Consider the following 16,416-nt stretch of genomic DNA (forward strand, 5'->3'; position numbering starts at 1 on the left):
TCACTAGAGAAGCAATATTCTTCCACCTTCACTTCTCACTTACAGCCTCTGCTGCCGATTTTCGCGCGGTTTCGCGGGCTTCAACTGAACAAAAGCAATAATCTTCCAGTTTCGACAAAAAGCATCAATGCCTAAGGGAATTTTTATTGGCATAGTATTTTCAACGCCGGATGATGTTGAACAGAGGAGGTCATCGTGTCGCTAAATGTCATCGTACTCGTTCACGGATACTTTCTCGACAGCAGTGCTTGGCGGAAAGTCATACCTCTACTGGCCGAGCGCGGCCTGGAAGCCGTCGCTGTTCGATTGACGTTGAACTCGCTCAGCGAAGATACCGCGATTGTTCAAAGGGCGATCGAGATGCAGTCCAGACCCGTTCTTCTCGTGGGACAATCGTACGGGGGGGCCGTTATCACCCAGGCCGGAAACCATGCCCAGGTCAAAGGCCTCGTCTACGTCGCCGCCGCCGCGCCAGACAGCGGCCAATCGGTCGATGACTGGTGGAGCGGTTACGCGACGGCCGCCGTCACCGAGGAACTGAGGCCTTACAAAGACGACCGCGTCGCGCTGTCGCGCGACGGGGTGCGCAAGTACCTCGCCCAGGATCTTTCGACCAAAGAAGCCGATATCATCTACGCCACCCAAGGTCCTTTCGGCGCCCGAACGACCCAGGATCTTGTCACGCACAGCGCCTGGCGAGACAAACCGGCCTGGTACGTGGTCACGACGCTCGATCACACGGTCCCGCCGGCCACCCAGCAGGACTCGGCCGAACGCATGGGCGCTGAGATCTTGGTGCTCCAGTCCAGTCACGTGCCGATGCTGTCCCAGCCCCAAGCCGTGGCGGACTTCATCGCCAACGCCGCGGCGTCGTTCGGCGAATGAGGTCAAGGGCGTCCGCCCTCGCGTCTCGAACACAGCGTCATCGCAGTTCCCCGCTGGTGCGCCGCGCCAGCGACCGGTTCCACTCATCTTGCCATGCAATCCAAGAGAGATTGAACATGCCCCACCCAACCACGCCCACCTTTGAGCCCGTCCGCGACGCGGCGACCGGCCAAGGAGCATGACCATGACGACCGCAGTCCTCGTGGCGGCTCCGCCGCCGCCCGCGATCCTCGGCCTCCTGGCCTCCAGCCCCTTCGAAGTCGAACGTCCCCCGGTTTCGGACGCGACGCTGGAGGCGCTCGATCGCCTCGTGACCAAGGCGTTCGACGCCCTGGATAAAGACCGGGAGACCGTGCGCAATTCGCTCATCGTCGCGATGGGCCTGCTGGCGCCGTCGCGGACGACTTCGACCAAGACCGCCGGCGGTCCCACCACGCTGGCGCCCTGGCAAGCCAAGCGGGCCTTGACCTATATCGACGAACACCTGCACGCGACCATCCGCATCGCCGAGCTGGCGCAGCTGGCTCGGGTCAGTGCCTCCCACTTCGCCCGCGCTTTCAAGGCCACGTTCGGCAGATCGCCTCAGCAGTTCATCGTCGACCGGCGGGTCGAGAGAGCCCAAGAAGTGATGCTCACGAGCGACGAGCCGCTCTGCGGTATCGCGCTGACCTGCGGGTTCGCGGACCAAGCCCACATGTCACGCGTCTTCCACCGGCGCGTCGGCGCCCCACCCAATCGCTGGCGGCGGGACCGGCAGGTTGAGCCAGCCACGCTCCATGCGATCGAGATTTAGCGGCGAGCCATGCGCCGGGCGACGTCAGTATCGGCCGTGGCGAGGGCAAGCCAACACGCCATCGTTCGCGAAGCGCCGCCAATTGGCCGGATCGCGATAGAGGGCGCAGTGCGCCACAAGCCGCCGTTGGCGCGCCTCCAGGAAGGCGACGTTCAGCACTGTTCTCGCGGCGCCAGGCGCACGCCTTACGGTCTGCTCATTCGCCGTAGCGTAGAGGGTGGCCTTCGAGCCACCGAGTCGAGCTGCGATCTTCGCCATGGCGGACTTCTCGAAGCCAAACTCCCGGAACACTTCACGAGCCATGGCCGTGACGCGCTGTCGGGTGGCGTCGCTCTCCTTAGGGGGCGGACTTGACCTCCAGCACCAGCGGCAGGTCGCGCGACGAGCCACCGACCCGCACATGGCGCGATCCTGGCGGCAACCGCCATGCCTTGGCGCGCGGTGACCAGTAGGACAGCTCACGCCGGGCGACTTTGACGCGGATCTCGCGGCTCTCTCCGGCCCGCAGGGTCACGCGCTCGAAGCCCGCCAGGATGCGCGGTGCGAAAACCAGCCCCTCCGGAGGCGTCGTCGGGCCATCGACATAAACCTGGGCCACCTCGGCGCCGTCCCAAGGTCCGGCGTTGCGCAGCGTGAAGACCACATCCAGGCCGTCAGCGGCGGGCGTCACCTTCAGGCCGCTGTAGTCGAAGCGGGTGTAAGACAGGCCATGTCCGAAAGGGAACAGGGGCTTGACGCCCTCGGCGTCATACCAGCGATAGCCAACCCGGACGCCCTCGGAATAGGTCTGGCGGCCGTCAACGCCGGGGGAGCGCTCGGGCTGGGCCACAGCTGTCTGGTTATCGGTCGCCGGGAAGGTCACCGGCAGGCGGCCGGACGGATTGGCCCTGCCGGCCAGCAGGTCGGCCGTCGCCTGCCCGCCTCTCTGCCCCGGGTACCACATCTGCAGGACCGCCTTCACGCGATCGATCCAGGGCATCAGCACCGGGGCGCCGGTATTGAGCACAACAACGGTGTTGGGATTGGCGGCGGCCACCGCTTCAATCAGTTCGTCCTGGCGGTAGGGCAAGGCGAGCGTGCGGTTGTCCTCGCCCTCGGTGCCCTCGACATGCGCGAAAACGATGGCAGCGGGCGCGGCCTTGGCGGCCGCGGCGGCCTCGGCCAGCAAGCGCCGGCGCAGGACCGGCGTGGTCCAGGCCAGACGCAGGCGCAACGGCTCGACGGCCGAGGCCTTTACGGTCAGTTTCAGGCGATGACGGACGCCCGCCTCCAGGCGTACTATTTGACCCTGGTTCAGCAGGCCGTCCGAGGTCTTGATCAGTCGCGAGCCGCCGAACAGTCGCCCCCCTTCGATGATGCGCTTTCCGTCCAGTTCGACATCGGCCATGCCGCGGTCGGCCTCGGCCAGGGCCAGGCCGCCGACCGGGGTGAACTGCAGCATCAGCTCGTAGTCGCCGGTTTCGGGTGCGGTGATCCAGCCCTCCCAGGCGCTCGATTGGCTCTTCTCGATGGTCATGGCGCCGGTGAACGAACCGATATCGGAGCTCAGGACCGCCGCGGGGATGGACTCTCCCTCCAGGCGCAGGCCTTCGGCGAAGACCAGGGCGGCGCCAGCGTCGGCGCTCAGCGCGTCATAAGGGTTGTCCAGGGCGGTCGGCTTGACCTCGGCGCTGCCGCCGCCGCCGAACAGCGCGCGCTTGGCGGTCGGACCGACGACGACGGCCTGTTTCAGGACCGCCGGCGCCAGCGGCAGGATCCCGTCGTTCTTCAGCAGGACCGCGCCCTCCAGGGCGATATCCAGGGCCAGATCCGCGTGAGCCTTGCGCTGGACCTCGTCCTCGGCCGGCCGCGCGGTAGCGTCGGCCAGCAGGCCGATCTTGTCCATCTGGATCAGGATGCGCCGCACCGAGCGATCGATGTCGGCCTCCTTGACTTCACCCTTGGTCGCCGCCGCTTTCAGCGCCTCACCCAGGAACTTGCCACGCGGCATCTCCATGTCGAGACCCGCCTTCAGCGCCGGCGCGGCGCTATGGGTGGCGCCCCAGTCGGACATCACGAAGCCATCGAAGCCCCACTCTTGGCGCAGAACCTTGTCCAGCAGGAACGGGTTCTCGCAGGCCGCCACGCCGCCCACCTTGTTGTAGGCGCACATCACCGCGCCGACCCCGGCCTCGACCGCCGCCTGGAATGGCGGGAACTCGATCTCGCGCAGCGTCCGCTCGTCGACCTGGACGTCGATGGTCTTGCGGTCGGTTTCCTGGTTGTTGGCCGCGAAGTGCTTGACCGTGGCGATCACGCCGCCGTCCTGCAGTCCTTTCACGCTGGCCCCGACCAGTCGCGCCGCCAAGAGCGGATCCTCGCCGAAGGTCTCGAAGTTACGGCCCGCCGTGGGAACGCGGACATTGTTGGTCATGGGCGCCAGCAGCACCTGCTGGTCGCGGGCCAGGGCCTCGCTGGCGACAGCCGCGCCCCAGGCCTTGGCCAGGTCCGGCGAGAAGGTGGCGGTCAGGGCGACCGGCGCGGGAAAGGCGGTGGCGGTCCGCGACGTCCGCACGCCGGCCGGGCCGTCGGCCAGGCGGAGCGGCGGGATGTTCAGCCTCGGCACGCCGGGGATGTAGCCGCCCCCGGCCAGATGCTGCGGATCGTCATGGCCGTGCAGGAAGCTGATCTTCTCGTCCAGGGTCATCCGCCCGATCAGGGCGTCGACCTTGGCCCCGTCGACCTTGGCGCTGTCGGCCTGGGCCGCCGACGCCGTCGCGAGGGTCCAGGCGATGAGCGCCAGGCTGCTGGCCTTAGTCAGGAAACGAGAACGAGAAGCCATGCGGATCAATCTCCAGCCTCGGCGGACAGGACGCGATCCGCCAGACGAAAAATGTCGCCCAGGCCGAAACGACCCGGGCGAGAGGTAGGAACGCGATAGTCCTGGCGATCAGAACCGGGCGTCGAGACGCAGGCCCGCGTAGCGTTGGGCGTCGCGGCCGTACCAGCCGCTGAGCGCGGCCTTGTTGCCCCAGCGCCCGCCGACGTCCGAGATGTTCGCCAGGTAGAGCTTGTCGGTGACGTTGTTGACGAAGGCGGTGACCGACCAGCGTTGATCGGCGCGCCCGATCGAGGCCGACAGGTTGACGATCGCGTAGCCGTCCTGGGTGGCCAGCGGATTCTTGTTCGGGTCGAAGTTGATCTTACTCTGGTAGTTGACCACGCCGCCCAGGGTCAGCTGCAGGTCACCCGACAGGTCGAAGCGCTGCTCGGCGGCGGCGTTCAGCTTCAGGCGCGGTGAGTTCGAAAGCCGCACGCCCGACAGGTCCTGGAAGCTGGTCCCGCCTTGCGTCGTGCAGCCCGCGGCGGCGGTCTGGCCCGAATAGCAGGTCGCGCCCACGAAGCGGTCGTACTTGGCGTTCACATAGGCGATCGAGGTGTTCAGCGTCAGGCCGGCGGTCGGCCGGATCGTCGCGTCCAGTTCGACGCCCCGCGTGCTGGCCTTGCCGGCGTTGGTCAGCTGGAAGGTCGGCACCGCCGTGGTCGGGTCGGCCGCCTGGACCTGGAAGTTCTTGTAGGTGGTGTAGAACGCCGCCAGGTTGAGGCTGACACGGCGATCGAAGTAGTCGCCCTTCAGGCCGCCCTCGAAGTTGTCGACCTTTTCCTTGTTCACGGGATTGAACGTGTTGGTCGGCGTGACCGTGGCGTCGAGGTTGTAGACCTTGGGCTTATAGCCCCGCGAATAGGTCGCGTAGACATTGGCCCGCGCGCCGATCTCCTGCTTCAGGGTGACGTCGCCGACCAGGGTGTTGAAGCTGTCCGAGCCCTTGCGGATGAACGGGGTCGTATTGCTGGCCGGTGTCGTATTGTACTGAAGATTGTAGACGTAGCCGATCTTGTCGCGGTTATAGCGCAGCCCGGTGATCAGGGTTGTGCTGTCGGTCAGGTCGAAGTCGGCGCGCACATAGGCGGCGTAGCTCTTGTTGTTCGCCTCGCGATAGGCACCGAACGGGATCGGCGTGCCGAAGGCGGGCCGGTCGAACTGGAAGCCGGTCTTGCTGTGATCATAGTACAGGCCGGCCAGCACGCGGCCGAAGCCCAGGTCGCGGGACGCGACGCGGAATTCCTGGCTGAAGCCGTCGATCTCGAGCTGCGAGCGCTGGATGTTGTTCCAGGAATAGGTCCCGCCCGACAGGCGCGAGGCCCAGTCGATCTTCTGGCCATAGACGTCGTAGCGCAGGTCGCGGTCTTCATGCGACTTGGCGGTGATCGAGCTGAAGGTGAAGTCGCCGACCTCGTAGTTGACCACCGCGCTGTACAGCTGGTCCTTGGTGTGCTGGCCCGGCGTGCTGATGGTGTTGTAGTCGGTGTTCTTCCGGCTGGGCGTCACGCCGACCAGGGCCTCGCTTTGCGCGAAGGAGCCGCGGAAGCGGGCCGCCGGGTCGATCTGGACGAAGGCCTGGAACTGGCCGCTGTCGCGCGCGTCGACATAGTTGGCCGACAGGGTGACATCCAGGCCTTCCGCCGGCTTGAACAGCAGCTTGCCGCGGACGCCGGAGGCTTTCGACACGTCATTGTCGCCGGTCGCCAAGTTGCGGGTGACGAACTCCGAACGGTTGCGGAAGCCCGACAGCGAGAAGCCGACATGGTCGTTGATCGGCCCGGCCACGAAGGCCTGGGCGCGCAACTCGTCGTCGGTGGTGGCGCTGAGCGACGCCCTCCCTTCGAACACGTCGGTCGGCTTGCGGGTGACGATGTTGATCACCCCGATCGAGGCGGTGCGGCCGCCCAGGGTCGATTGCGGCCCACGCAGCACCTCGGCGCTGGCGATGTCGGTCAGCTGGCGGGCGGCCAGCGACTCCGGGGCCAGAGTCACGCCGTCCAGCATGACGGCCACGCCGCTGGGCGAGCCCACGGTGATCACGTTCGTGCTGACCCCGCGCAGGGTGTAGAACGGACGCAGCGTCGAGGTCGCGGGCGCGGCGACCAGCGACGGCACGGCCTTGCCCAGGTCGTCCAGCGTCGCGACGCCGGCGGCCTCCAGCTGCTTGGGCCCGACGACCGCCACCGACACCGGCGTGTCGCGCAGGTTTTCCGTGCGTTTCTGGGCCGTGACGACGATCTCGCCGATTTCGGTGGCCGCGGCCGCTTCCGGCGCGGGCGCCTGCTGGGCGTGCGCGCCGCTGGCGGCGAGACCGACGATCAGCGCTTGCAGGCCAGCGACCGAACACAAGACCGTTCTGCGCTTCATGATACCTCTCCTAGTGTTGTCTTTTTTTGGTGTTGGCGACGGTCGCGCCGAGGGCCCGCCAGGGTCTAGGGACGGACGTTGACCAAGGCCCGCCGGTAGCGCGTGATCGCTGGCGCGCCGCTGTCGCGGACTTCGAGAATGACGTGGTAGGTCGTGGGCTCGACGACGGTCGGAACCACGAAGCGCGCCTCGGCCTGGTCGGCGTCGGCGAGATCCAGCTTGGGCGGCGACAGGCCCGGCCGGCCACTCGGCTCGGCATACTGCCACCAGCGATAGGTCAGGGCGTCGCCGTCGGGATCGCGCGAGCCCGCCGCGCTCAGCTTCACGGTCTCGCCCGCCTTGGCCTGCAGGACCACCGCGCCGTCGCCAGGGGCGCCGTTCAGGACCAGGGCCGGCGGATGATTGGCCTTCGAGCGCTCGGGGGTCAGCGTCCAGCCGATCCGCGCCGCGAAATCGTTCTGGAACGCTTCGCGCCAGCGGAAGATCGTCGCCTGGTTGCTGGTCCAGCTGGCCCCGTCCGCGCCCTGCACGGTGTCCTGGGCGTCGCCGTACTGCGCCGCGCCCTCGTAGGTCGGGACGTAGCGACCGCCCCAGCCGCCGTATTCGGGATGCTCGGGCGCGTTGAGGCCGTTGGGGATCAGCCACAGGAAGGCCGGGGTGTCGCCTTCCATGATGAACTGGTGCGGCGGATACAGCGCGCCCAGCGGACCCCGGCGGACGTTGGCTTCCAGCCAGGTGTTGGTGACCATCTCGGCGGCCGGCCACTTGGTGGGCCGGCGCACGTCACCCGAAATGCCGGTCCAGGCGGCCAGGCCGTATTGGCCCCAGCCATGGACGCTGGCGATCCAAACGACGTCGGGGAAGGTCTGGCGCACCCAGGGGCCGGCGTCGTCCTGGTCCGAGATCGAATAGACCCGCAGCTTGGCGACGAACGCCTTGAGCTGCTCGGGCGTGCGCGTCGCGCGGACGGTCCACAGCGCCTGGGCCAGATCCAGCGCCCCACCCCACACCGACACATGGACCGGCCTGGGATCGGGTCGATCGACCGCCGCGATGATCAGGCGAGACCCTTCGGTGTCCTTGCCCTCCCCGACACCCCGCATGCCGTAGGCGGCGCTACCGGAGCGGACCAGCGCATCGAGCGTGGCGGCGTCGGGATAGCCGTCGGCGTGGCGGCGCAGGTTCGGCAGGACCTGGCCATAGGCCGCGATCCGCTCGCGCATCAGCTGGGGTTGGACCCGTCCGCGCTGCCAGGTCGAGGTGGTGGCGACCAGACCCTCGAGATCCAGGTCGTTCGCATAGAGCAGCAGGCGGACCAGGGACTCGGAATCGTCGGGCTCGTTGCCGATGTCCGACAGGACGATCACGCGAGGCTTCTTGGCCGCGGGCAGCGCCTGGCTGACCGTCCCGGCGGACAGGGCGCCGAGCCCCGCAAGCGCGGCGAACCACAGTCGGGCTTGAGGCTTCATCGACCCTCCCCTCGCAAAGCCCTGCGCGGACGCGGACGCCGTCAGCCCAACCTTGGGCTATTCAGCGCGCCTGCCGTCGACGTTGAGTCTTCTGCATTTTCTTTCGAATATCTTCGATTTCGTCAGAAAACCTAGCTCCACCTTCGGATCCATGTCAATCAACCTCAACGAGCCAGGCCGGACAATCGGACAAGGTTGTAATTTTTATTATGAAAAATCAGTGTATTATTGGGAATAAAGGCCTCAACAATCGCTGATCCACAAGCGTGCGAGACCGGTCATAATTCGAAGATTTTCGGTAGGTCGCTCCATACGTCGCACCTGGCTCGGGTCACGCCGAATTCAGCCCATACAATTTTATCATGCGAAATGAGTTTGACGATGGCAAATAATCCAATCAACCTTGGCCGCCGCGCGCCTACCCCGCGCGGCGCGGCGCGGCGGACCGCGGCCTCGGGGGCCGATGACGGGACCGTTTTCCACGCGTGAAGGAAAGATGATGGCAGGCATGCAGTCGGCGCCCGAGACGGGGATCGATCATACGCGGTTCGGCGCGTTCCAGGTCGGCATCACGGTCCTGTGCGGACTGGTGGCGATGCTGGACGGCTTCGACACCCAGTCGATCGCCTACGTCGCGCCGCGCATCGCCGAGGACTGGGGCCTGGCCCCCTCCGCCTTCGGTCCGATCTTCGGCGCGGGCCTGCTGGGCCTGACCATCGGCGCCTTCGTGCTCAGTTCGGCCGCCGACCGATACGGACGGAAGATCATCATCCTGCTGTCCGTGGCCATCTTCGGGATCTTCGCCCTGCTGACCGCCCGCGCGCGGACGATCGATGAGCTGCTGGCCCTGCGCCTCCTGACCGGGATCGGCCTGGGTGGGGCCATGCCCAACATCATTGCCCTGACCAACGAGTACGCCCCCGCCCGCTACAAGGCGACGCTGGTGACGGTGATGTTCTGCGGCTTTCCGCTGGGCTCGACCATCGGCGGCCTGGTCACCGCGCCCCTGATCGCCGACCACGGCTGGTCGTGGGTGTTCCTGCTGGGCGGCGCCATGCCGCTGGCGCTACTGCCGGTGCTGGCCGGGCTCTTGCCGGAGTCCGCCCGCTTCTTGGCGCTGCGCTCCGGGAAAGAGGCGCTCGTCGCCGCCATCCTGCGCCGGGCCGCTCCGGATCTTACGGTCGAGGCCTTCGTCGCCTCGGTGCGGGCCGAAAGCGGCGATGGCGGCCAGGTCCGGCGCTTTCCGGTGGTCGCTCTGTTCGCCGACGGTCGGGCCGGCCGCACTCTCCTAGTCTGGACGGCCTTCTTCATGAATCTCTTGGTCATGTACTTCCTGGTCAACTGGCTGCCGTCGCTGCTCAAGAGCCTGGGCCTGCCCTTGAAGACCGCGATCCTGTCTACGGCCCTGCTGAACCTGGGCGGTGTGATCGGCGGCGTCGTGCTGGGTCGGCTGATCGACCGCCGCGATCCCTATCTGATCCTGAGCGCGGCCTATTTCGCCGCGGCGGTCTTCATCGCCGCCATCGCCCTGGCCGGCGCCAACACCGCCCTGCTGCTGGCCGCGGCGACGGCCTGCGGGTTCGGGGTGTCGGGCGCGCAGATCGGCCTGAACGCGGTGACCGCCAACGCCTATCCGACGGCGGTGCGGTCCACGGGCATCGGCTGGGCGCTGGGCGTGGGGCGGATCGGCTCGATCCTGGGCCCCACGATCGGCGGGGCGTTGCTGGCCATGGGCTGGTCACCGCAAGCGCTGCTGCTGACCGCCATCGCCCCGGCGCTGGTCGCCGCCGCGGCGGTGTTCGCGCTGCGCCGGGCCTAGACGCCGGGGCGCTCTACTCGGCGTCGGGCTGCTGCTCGGGCACAGCGCGGGCGAAGGCGTCCAGCGCCAGGCAGGCCACCTCGATCGCCAGCAGGCGCGGCCAGCGCAACGCGACGCCGAAGCGCCGGGCGTTGACCAGTTGCGGGACCAGGCAAAGATCGGCCAGCGTCACCTGCCTACCGAAACAATAGGGTCCGTCGTCGGAAACCAGGCGCGCGCAGGCCTCCAGCCCCTCGTCGATCACCTTGGCCGCCCAGTCGGTGACCAGGGGTTCAGCGACGCCCAGGGCGCGCAGGCGGGCCAGGATCCGCAGGTTCTGCACCGGATGGATGTCGCAGGCGATGACCTGGGCCAAGGCGCGCACCTTGGCTCGCCCCAGCGGATCGGCCGGCAGCAGCGGCGGCTCCGGATACCGCTCGTCCAGATATTCGCAGATCGCCAAGCTCTGGGTCAGCACGGCCCCGTCGATCTCCAGCGCGGGCACCAGTCCCTGCGGATTGACCGCCAGGAACTCGGGCGCCCGTTGCTCGCCCTTGCGCAGGTGGTGAAAGGCGTCCGCATAGCCGACTCCCTTCAGGTTCAGCGCGATGCGAACGCGGTAGGACGCCGTCGAGCGGAAATAGCCGTGCAGCGTCACCGGATCAGTCACCGAGCGGCGGCCCGACCTTGATCACGCAGTCGGACAGGCCCGCGACCGAGACGACGATCTCGTCGTCCTCGACCACCGCGCCGACCCCGGCCGGGGTGCCGGTATAGATCAGGTCGCCCGGCTCCAGCCGGTAGAAGCGCGAGACGTAGGCAATCACGTCGGCGACCGGCCAGATCAGCTCGGCCAGGTCGGCGTCCTGCCGGACCTCGCCGTTGACGCTCAGCGCGATGCGACCGGTCGCCGGATGGCCGACCGCGTCGACGGTGTGGATCAAGCCCAGCGGCGAGGATTGCTCGACGTTCTTCCCGGTGTCCCAGGGGCGCCCCTTTTCGCGGGCCTCCAGCTGCAGATCCCGACGGGTCATGTCCAGGCCCGTGGCATAGCCATAGACGTGGCTCAGCGCCGCGCTCGAGGCGATATCGCGACCGCCCTTGCCGATCGCCACGACCAGTTCGGCCTCATAGTGGAAGTCGCCGGTCTGCGACGGATAGGGAACCACGGCGCCGGTGGGGACCACCGTCTCGGCCCACTTGGTGAAGAAGAACGGCGCTTCGCGGTCCGGGTCGCGGCCCATCTCGCGGGCGTGAGCGGCGTAGTTGCGGCCGATGCAGAAGACCCGCCGGACCGGAAAGCCCCGGCCTTCGCTGGTCGCGGCCACGACCGACGCCTGAGGCTCGAACACCAAGGTCACGCGCATTCCTCCCTGTAGAGATTGAGTTTCTCCTGCGCCGCCCTGTCCGAATAGCTGAACAGCACAAGATCGTCGGCCGCGCCCAGGCGCAGCTCTTGCCAGGACGGCACGACGAGAACGTCACGCGGCTCCAGCGCGATTTCGCGGCCTTCGACGACCGCCCGGCCCTTGCCCTCGACCACGACGAACACCGTGCCGTCGGTCGAGCGGCGGGCTCGGGTTTCGAACCCCGCAGGCAGCAGGCGCACCTGGGCGGCGATGGTCGGCATGACGGGTCCGCCGTCGGCCGGGTTCAAGAACTCCAGCGCGTGGCCGAGATGCGGATCGATGGTCGCCGCTCCGGCCATGGCGTCCAGCGCCGGTCGCCAGTCGGCGTAGGGATAGTGGAACAACGGCTGGTGCGCGGGGCGCCGGTCGGCCGCGGAACCGCGCACGGGGCGCAGGTTGCGGCCGTAGCGGGCCAAGGTGTCGCCCGGCGGCGCGGTTTCGGGATGTGTCTTCTCGGGAAAGGACTCCGCGAAACCGGCGTCGAAGTGACGGACGGTGGGAATGTCCAGGCCATCCAGCCAGATCATCGGCCGGTCGCTGGGATTGCCATGGTCGTGCCATTGCCAGCCCGGCGTCAGCACCAGGTCGAACGGCCCCATGATCGCCTTTTCGCCATCCAGGGCGGTAAAAGCCCCCTCCCCCTCGAGGACGAAGCGCAGCGCGCATTGGGTGTGACGGTGAGCGGGCGCGATCTCGCCCGGCAGGATGAGCTGAAGGCCGGCATAGAGGCTGGGCACGATCGACGACAGCCCCTGAAGGCCGGGGTTCTCCAGGATCAGCACGCGACGCTCGGCCTGCTCGGCGCTGATCAGGTCGCCAGCGCGGATCAGGTAGTCGCGCGCCTGGTCATAGGACCAGCGATGAACCACCGCGGGCGACTGGGGGCGCTTGGGCACCAGTTGGGCCAGCGACTCCCACAGAGGCGTCAGGTTGGCCGGCGCCATCTCGGCATAGAGCGCTTCCAGCTGGCTGCGCTGGTCGTTGGGCTGGGTCATCACGCATCCTTCGCCGCCCACGTCCCAAGGGCGCGCGCTGGATACTTTTTGACACTACGCAATCACTTGCGCAATGCATAACTGCCTAGCCGAACCAGCCCAGCTGGGAGCTGATCTCTCGGCACAGCGCGCCCAGCTCCGCCAACGCCGCCTCGTGCCGGCCGTCCGTGAACGCATCGGGCAGCAGCGCGGTGGCGGTGAGCACCGCCCGCCCCTGCAGGTCGAAGATCGGAAAGGCGGTAGCGCGCAGTCCCGGCACCATCGTGCCCTCGACATGGGCGTGGCCGCGCGCGCGGACGGCCTGGCGCAAGGCCTCGGCCTCGGCCCGGGACATCGGCCCCGTCTTGAGCTCGTGCTCCAGCAGGCGCTCGGTCTCGAGCGGCGGCGTGAACGCAAGGAAGGCCTGCCCCGTCGCCGAGTACAGCAGCGGCAGCACCGAGCCGACGTTGAACGAGGTCATCACAGCGGGTCGCCCCATGTTCCAGCGGACGATGGTCGGTCCCAGCGGCCCGAGGGCGGCGATCTGGACCGTCTGGCCGGTCCTCCGGGTGAAGTCGCCTATGGCCGCGTCGACCAGCCGGAACGCGTCGATCCGCGACAGGGCGGCCATGCCCAGCTTCAGCGCCTTGGGGCCCAGGTCATAGCGGCCGGTGGCCGGGTCTTGGTAGGCCATGCCGGCGATGATCAGGCTCTGGAGATAGCGGTGCACCTGGGGCGCGGCCATGCCGCTGGCCTGGGCCACGGCGCTCAGCGTCGAGGCCTGCCCCAGCCCGGCCAGGGCCTCGAGAATGCCCAGCCCGATCTCGACCGACTGGATGCCTCGACGCCGCGCGGGGGATTCGGCGGCTTCGGCCTCATCGATCATGGTCTTCTCCAGCATGGCTTGGCGGGCGAGCCCACGAGCCGCCCGGGGGCGACTCGTAGACGTCACGTTCAGCTCGAACCATAGCCTAGAGACAGCGCGCTTCGCGCTAGGCGTCGCCGAACAGCGCGGCCCGCGCTATGTCCAGCGCCGTGACGGCGTCCTGGCGCGCCTGGGCCGCCTTCAGGCCTTCGACGTCGAGACGATCCAGCGCCCTCTCGATGCGCTTGAGGAACCGGATCGCGCTGTTGGCGGCGGCGACGCAGTCCTCGCGGAATGGGAACTGGTCCAGCTGCCAGACGCCGTCCCAACCGTTCTTGCGCAGCGTCCAGAAGAACTCGAACAGCTCGATCGGATGCACCGAGCCGGCGATCAGGTCGTCGTCCCAACCGCGCATGTTGTCGTTGACGTCCATGCCGAACAGCCGGCCGTGGTCGATCGCCAGCTGGGCGGCGTCGGCGGGCGACTCGCCGCCGTACAGCGAGTGGCCGAAGTCCAGCAGGATGCCGACATTGGGAACACCCATGCGTTCGATCGCCAGCAGGGTCCGGGCGACCGAGTCGTAGCTCATGTGCACCCGGGGTTCGCGCGGCTTGTACTCGATCACGAACTTCAGGTCGGGGTTCTGGGCGGCCAGCTCGGCCACGCCCTCGACCGACGCCGTCCACAGCGCCTTGTGGTCGACCTGGAACGGATAGTCCCAGCCGTCCTGGCCGGGCCACAGCTTGACGTAGTCGGCGCCAAAGTGGCGGACCATCTTGGCCGCCTCGTTGCACATCTCGTTGGTCAGACGACGGACGCCCGGGTCGGGGTTGGTGAAGGCGCCCTTGGCGAAGCGGCGGGTATAGATCTCGGGCGTGATGCCGATGACGCTGAGGCCGTTGCGGTCCAGCGCCTGTTCGATCGAAGTCAGGGACACGTCCTTGCCGACGAACGGGAAGTTGATGTCGACCACCGAGAGGTCCTCGACCTGGCCGGCCAGGTCGATCATCTCCAGCAGATCGCGTTGCGGCCCGTACCCGTCGGTGGCGTAGCGGTCGACATAGGTGGCGAAGTGCCAGATGCCGGCGCCGTATCGTTGCTTGGCGGTCATGGGGACGCTTTCGGTTGGGGTCTTCGGGAGGCCTCAGCGCTGGGTCAGCGCGAAGTTGTTCACACGCGCGGCGTTGGACCGGTCGACCAGGAAGCAGTCCATCAGCAGCTTCTCGCGCTCACCGGTCTTGCCGGTCTTCAGGTAGCGGTCGGCCAGTTCGACGGCGTACTGGGCCTGGCGCAGCGCCGGCTGCAGCACGGTCGCGCGCATCTTGCCCGCCGCGATGGCGTCGCGCGCGTCGTTGGAGCCGTCGAAGCCGACCACCACGACATCGCGCCGCCCGGCGCTCTCCAGCGCGGCCACCGCGCCCAGGGCCATGGTGTCGTTGCCGGCGATCACGCCTTTCAGGGTCGGATGGGCCTGTAGGATCGACTGCATGACCGAGAAGGCCTGGGCCTGGTCCCAGTTGGCGCTCTGGCGCGAGACCATCTTCAGGTCGGGATACTGGTCGAGAACGTCGTGGAAGCCGCGCGAGCGGATCGAGGCGTTGGTGTCCGACTCCTTGCCGACCAGCTCGGCATAGTCGCCCTTTTCGGCCAGCGCCTCGGCGAAGGCCTGCGCGCCGAGGGCCGCGCCCTGGTAGTTGTTGGAGACGATCTGGACCGCCGCCGCGCCGCGGCTAGAGATCTCGCGGTCGATCAGGAAGACAGGCACGCCCGCCGACTTGGCCCGCAGCACCGCCGCGACGCTGGCGTCGGCGCCGGCGTTGTCGAGGATGATGGCCGAGGCGCTTCGGGCGATGGCCGTGTCGATCAGCTGGCTCTGCTTGAAGGCGTCGTCGTCGTGCGAGAACTTCAGCGTGCGATAGCCCAGCGCCTGGGCGCGCTGCTCGGCGCCGACGGCTTCCTGGCCGAAGAACGGATTGTCGAGCGAGGGCGTGATGATCACGATCAGGCTGGATCGGCCGGCGCGCGGCGCCAGCAGGACGACCGCCGCCACGGCGACGACGATCAGCGCCAGAACGGCGAGCCAGAGACGTGGACGCCCAAGCTTCATGCGACGATGACCTCTATGCCGGCGTCGAGGAACGCACGGTGGTCCTCGTCGCGAATACCGCTGTCGGTGATCAGACAATGGATGTTTTCGATCCCGCCCAACGACGAGAAGGAGGTCTTGCCGATCTTGGTGGAGTCCGCCGCCAGGTAGATCTTCGACGCCGACTTGATCATGGCGCGCTTGACGGCGATGTCGGCGATGGCGGGGAAGGTCAGGCCGGCCTCGAACGACACCGCCGCGGTCGCCAGGAACAGCTTCTGGGCGAACAGCCCTTCGAAATAGTCGGCCGAGCGCTCGCCCGACAGCGACAGGGTCGGCGCCTTGAACTGGCCGCCCGGCATATGGACCGTATAGGTCGGGATGGCGCCCAGGATCAGGGCGATATTGAGCGCGTTGGTGACCACCGTCAGGCCTTCGCGATCGCCCAGGTTCATGGCGATCTCGGTGGTCGTCGAGCCGGCGTCCAGGACGATCGTCTCATGATCCTCGACCAGGGCCGCCGCCGCCTGGCCGATCCGGCGCTTGGCGTCCATGTTGACCAGGTGGTGCAGCGCCATGGCGCGCACCTGCTGGGGCGCCGACTTCAGATAGGCTCCGCCGTGCTCGCGGACGATGTGCCCCTCGGCCTCCAGGCGCTCCAGGTCCTGGCGGACCGTCACCTCGGACACCGCGAAGGCCTCGGCCAGATCGCGCACGCGGGCGCTGCCGACTTCCTGGAACCAGGCCAGCATCTTCATGCGGCGCGGTTCGCCAAGCAACGCGCTCGCGCCCACCGCCAGCCCCGGTCCCTTGGACTTGGCGCGTGGCGGTTTGACGGCGGCCGTCGTCTTGCCGCGTCCAGTCTTCACTTCGCTCTTGGGGGAGGTGCCCTTGGCCATGTCCGCTC

At 67.8% G+C, this 16,416-nt stretch carries 14 protein-coding genes; 3 read left to right on the forward strand and 11 right to left on the reverse strand.

The window, feature by feature from the left end:
* The first annotated feature begins 195 nt into the window (after window positions 1–195).
* Window positions 196–885, forward strand: coding sequence for an alpha/beta hydrolase (locus tag ABIC66_RS01095; protein WP_354067416.1), 690 nt, complete (start codon window positions 196–198; stop codon window positions 883–885).
* 184 nt (window positions 886–1,069) lie between these two features.
* Window positions 1,070–1,678 (forward strand): helix-turn-helix domain-containing protein, encoded by a 609-nt coding sequence (locus tag ABIC66_RS01100; RefSeq protein WP_354067418.1) that lies wholly within the window; start codon window positions 1,070–1,072, stop codon window positions 1,676–1,678.
* 24 nt (window positions 1,679–1,702) lie between these two features.
* Here ABIC66_RS01100 and ABIC66_RS01105 read toward each other — a convergent pair whose 3' ends face one another.
* The 4 genes from ABIC66_RS01105 to ABIC66_RS01120 all read right to left on the reverse strand — a co-directional run bounded on the left by ABIC66_RS01105 (window position 1,703) and on the right by ABIC66_RS01120 (window position 8,377).
* Window positions 1,703–2,080 carry a TetR/AcrR family transcriptional regulator gene (locus ABIC66_RS01105; RefSeq protein WP_354067419.1) on the reverse strand — a complete coding sequence of 126 codons (378 nt, stop codon included), beginning with the start codon at window positions 2,078–2,080 and terminating at the stop codon, window positions 1,703–1,705.
* Complete coding sequence (locus ABIC66_RS01110) at window positions 2,016–4,499, reverse strand: glycoside hydrolase family 3 C-terminal domain-containing protein (protein ID WP_354067421.1); 2,484 nt, start codon at window positions 4,497–4,499, stop codon at window positions 2,016–2,018. The genes ABIC66_RS01105 and ABIC66_RS01110 overlap by 65 nt, the downstream gene beginning before the upstream one ends.
* Window positions 4,500–4,607: 108 nt before the next feature.
* A complete protein-coding gene (locus tag ABIC66_RS01115; RefSeq protein ID WP_354067422.1) occupies window positions 4,608–6,908 on the reverse strand; it encodes a TonB-dependent receptor in 2,301 nt (766 codons plus the stop codon).
* A 65-nt stretch (window positions 6,909–6,973) separates the two neighbouring features.
* Complete coding sequence (locus tag ABIC66_RS01120) at window positions 6,974–8,377, reverse strand: DUF1593 domain-containing protein (RefSeq protein ID WP_354067424.1); 1,404 nt, start codon at window positions 8,375–8,377, stop codon at window positions 6,974–6,976.
* 508 nt (window positions 8,378–8,885) lie between these two features.
* On the opposite strand from ABIC66_RS01120, the gene ABIC66_RS01125 reads away from it, so the two are divergent.
* Window positions 8,886–10,196 carry an MFS transporter gene (locus ABIC66_RS01125; protein WP_354067425.1) on the forward strand — a complete coding sequence of 437 codons (1,311 nt, stop codon included), beginning with the start codon at window positions 8,886–8,888 and terminating at the stop codon, window positions 10,194–10,196.
* 13 nt (window positions 10,197–10,209) lie between these two features.
* Here ABIC66_RS01125 and maiA read toward each other — a convergent pair whose 3' ends face one another.
* From maiA to ABIC66_RS01160, 7 genes are all read right to left on the reverse strand, one after another.
* Window positions 10,210–10,845: a maleylacetoacetate isomerase gene (gene maiA / locus ABIC66_RS01130; protein WP_354067426.1), complete on the reverse strand. Its 636-nt coding sequence runs from the start codon at window positions 10,843–10,845 to the stop codon at window positions 10,210–10,212.
* On the reverse strand, window positions 10,838–11,536 hold the full coding sequence (locus ABIC66_RS01135; protein ID WP_354067428.1) for a fumarylacetoacetate hydrolase family protein: 699 nt from the start codon (window positions 11,534–11,536) through the stop codon (window positions 10,838–10,840). Before ABIC66_RS01135 ends, maiA begins: the two co-directional genes overlap by 8 nt.
* Window positions 11,533–12,579 carry a gentisate 1,2-dioxygenase gene (gene gtdA, locus ABIC66_RS01140; RefSeq protein ID WP_354067429.1) on the reverse strand — a complete coding sequence of 349 codons (1,047 nt, stop codon included), beginning with the start codon at window positions 12,577–12,579 and terminating at the stop codon, window positions 11,533–11,535. Before gtdA ends, ABIC66_RS01135 begins: the two co-directional genes overlap by 4 nt.
* Window positions 12,580–12,664: 85 nt before the next feature.
* A complete protein-coding gene (locus tag ABIC66_RS01145; RefSeq protein ID WP_354067431.1) occupies window positions 12,665–13,444 on the reverse strand; it encodes an IclR family transcriptional regulator in 780 nt (259 codons plus the stop codon).
* Window positions 13,445–13,550: 106 nt separating this feature from the next.
* Entirely contained in the window at window positions 13,551–14,534 is a 984-nt protein-coding gene (locus ABIC66_RS01150; RefSeq protein WP_354067433.1) for a sugar phosphate isomerase/epimerase family protein, read from the reverse strand.
* A gap of 33 nt (window positions 14,535–14,567) precedes the next feature.
* Window positions 14,568–15,530, reverse strand: a complete 963-nt coding sequence (locus ABIC66_RS01155) for a D-ribose ABC transporter substrate-binding protein (RefSeq protein WP_354067434.1) — start codon at window positions 15,528–15,530, stop codon at window positions 14,568–14,570.
* Entirely contained in the window at window positions 15,527–16,408 is an 882-nt protein-coding gene (locus tag ABIC66_RS01160) for a DeoR/GlpR family DNA-binding transcription regulator (protein ID WP_354067436.1), read from the reverse strand. The genes ABIC66_RS01155 and ABIC66_RS01160 overlap by 4 nt, the downstream gene beginning before the upstream one ends.
* Window positions 16,409–16,416 lie beyond the last annotated feature (8 nt).

It is taken from the genome of Caulobacter sp. 1776 (assembly GCF_040545685.1).
Taxonomy (GTDB): domain Bacteria; phylum Pseudomonadota; class Alphaproteobacteria; order Caulobacterales; family Caulobacteraceae; genus Caulobacter.

Bases quoted from the DNA above. Each gene is read 5' to 3' on its own strand.
- ABIC66_RS01150 (WP_354067433.1), bottom strand. From the start codon at position 14,534: ATGACCGCCAAGCAACGATACGGCGCCGGCATCTGGCACTTCGCCACC.
- ABIC66_RS01110 (WP_354067421.1), bottom strand. From the start codon at position 4,499: ATGGCTTCTCGTTCTCGTTTCCTGACTAAGGCCAGCAGCCTGGCGCTC.
- ABIC66_RS01105 (WP_354067419.1), bottom strand. From the start codon at position 2,080: ATGTGCGGGTCGGTGGCTCGTCGCGCGACCTGCCGCTGGTGCTGGAGG.
- ABIC66_RS01100 (WP_354067418.1), top strand. From the start codon at position 1,070: ATGACGACCGCAGTCCTCGTGGCGGCTCCGCCGCCGCCCGCGATCCTC.
- ABIC66_RS01120 (WP_354067424.1), bottom strand. From the start codon at position 8,377: ATGAAGCCTCAAGCCCGACTGTGGTTCGCCGCGCTTGCGGGGCTCGGC.
- ABIC66_RS01125 (WP_354067425.1), top strand. From the start codon at position 8,886: ATGCAGTCGGCGCCCGAGACGGGGATCGATCATACGCGGTTCGGCGCG.
- ABIC66_RS01155 (WP_354067434.1), bottom strand. From the start codon at position 15,530: ATGAAGCTTGGGCGTCCACGTCTCTGGCTCGCCGTTCTGGCGCTGATC.
- ABIC66_RS01145 (WP_354067431.1), bottom strand. From the start codon at position 13,444: ATGATCGATGAGGCCGAAGCCGCCGAATCCCCCGCGCGGCGTCGAGGC.
- gtdA (WP_354067429.1), bottom strand. From the start codon at position 12,579: ATGACCCAGCCCAACGACCAGCGCAGCCAGCTGGAAGCGCTCTATGCC.
- ABIC66_RS01160 (WP_354067436.1), bottom strand. From the start codon at position 16,408: ATGGCCAAGGGCACCTCCCCCAAGAGCGAAGTGAAGACTGGACGCGGC.
- ABIC66_RS01115 (WP_354067422.1), bottom strand. From the start codon at position 6,908: ATGAAGCGCAGAACGGTCTTGTGTTCGGTCGCTGGCCTGCAAGCGCTG.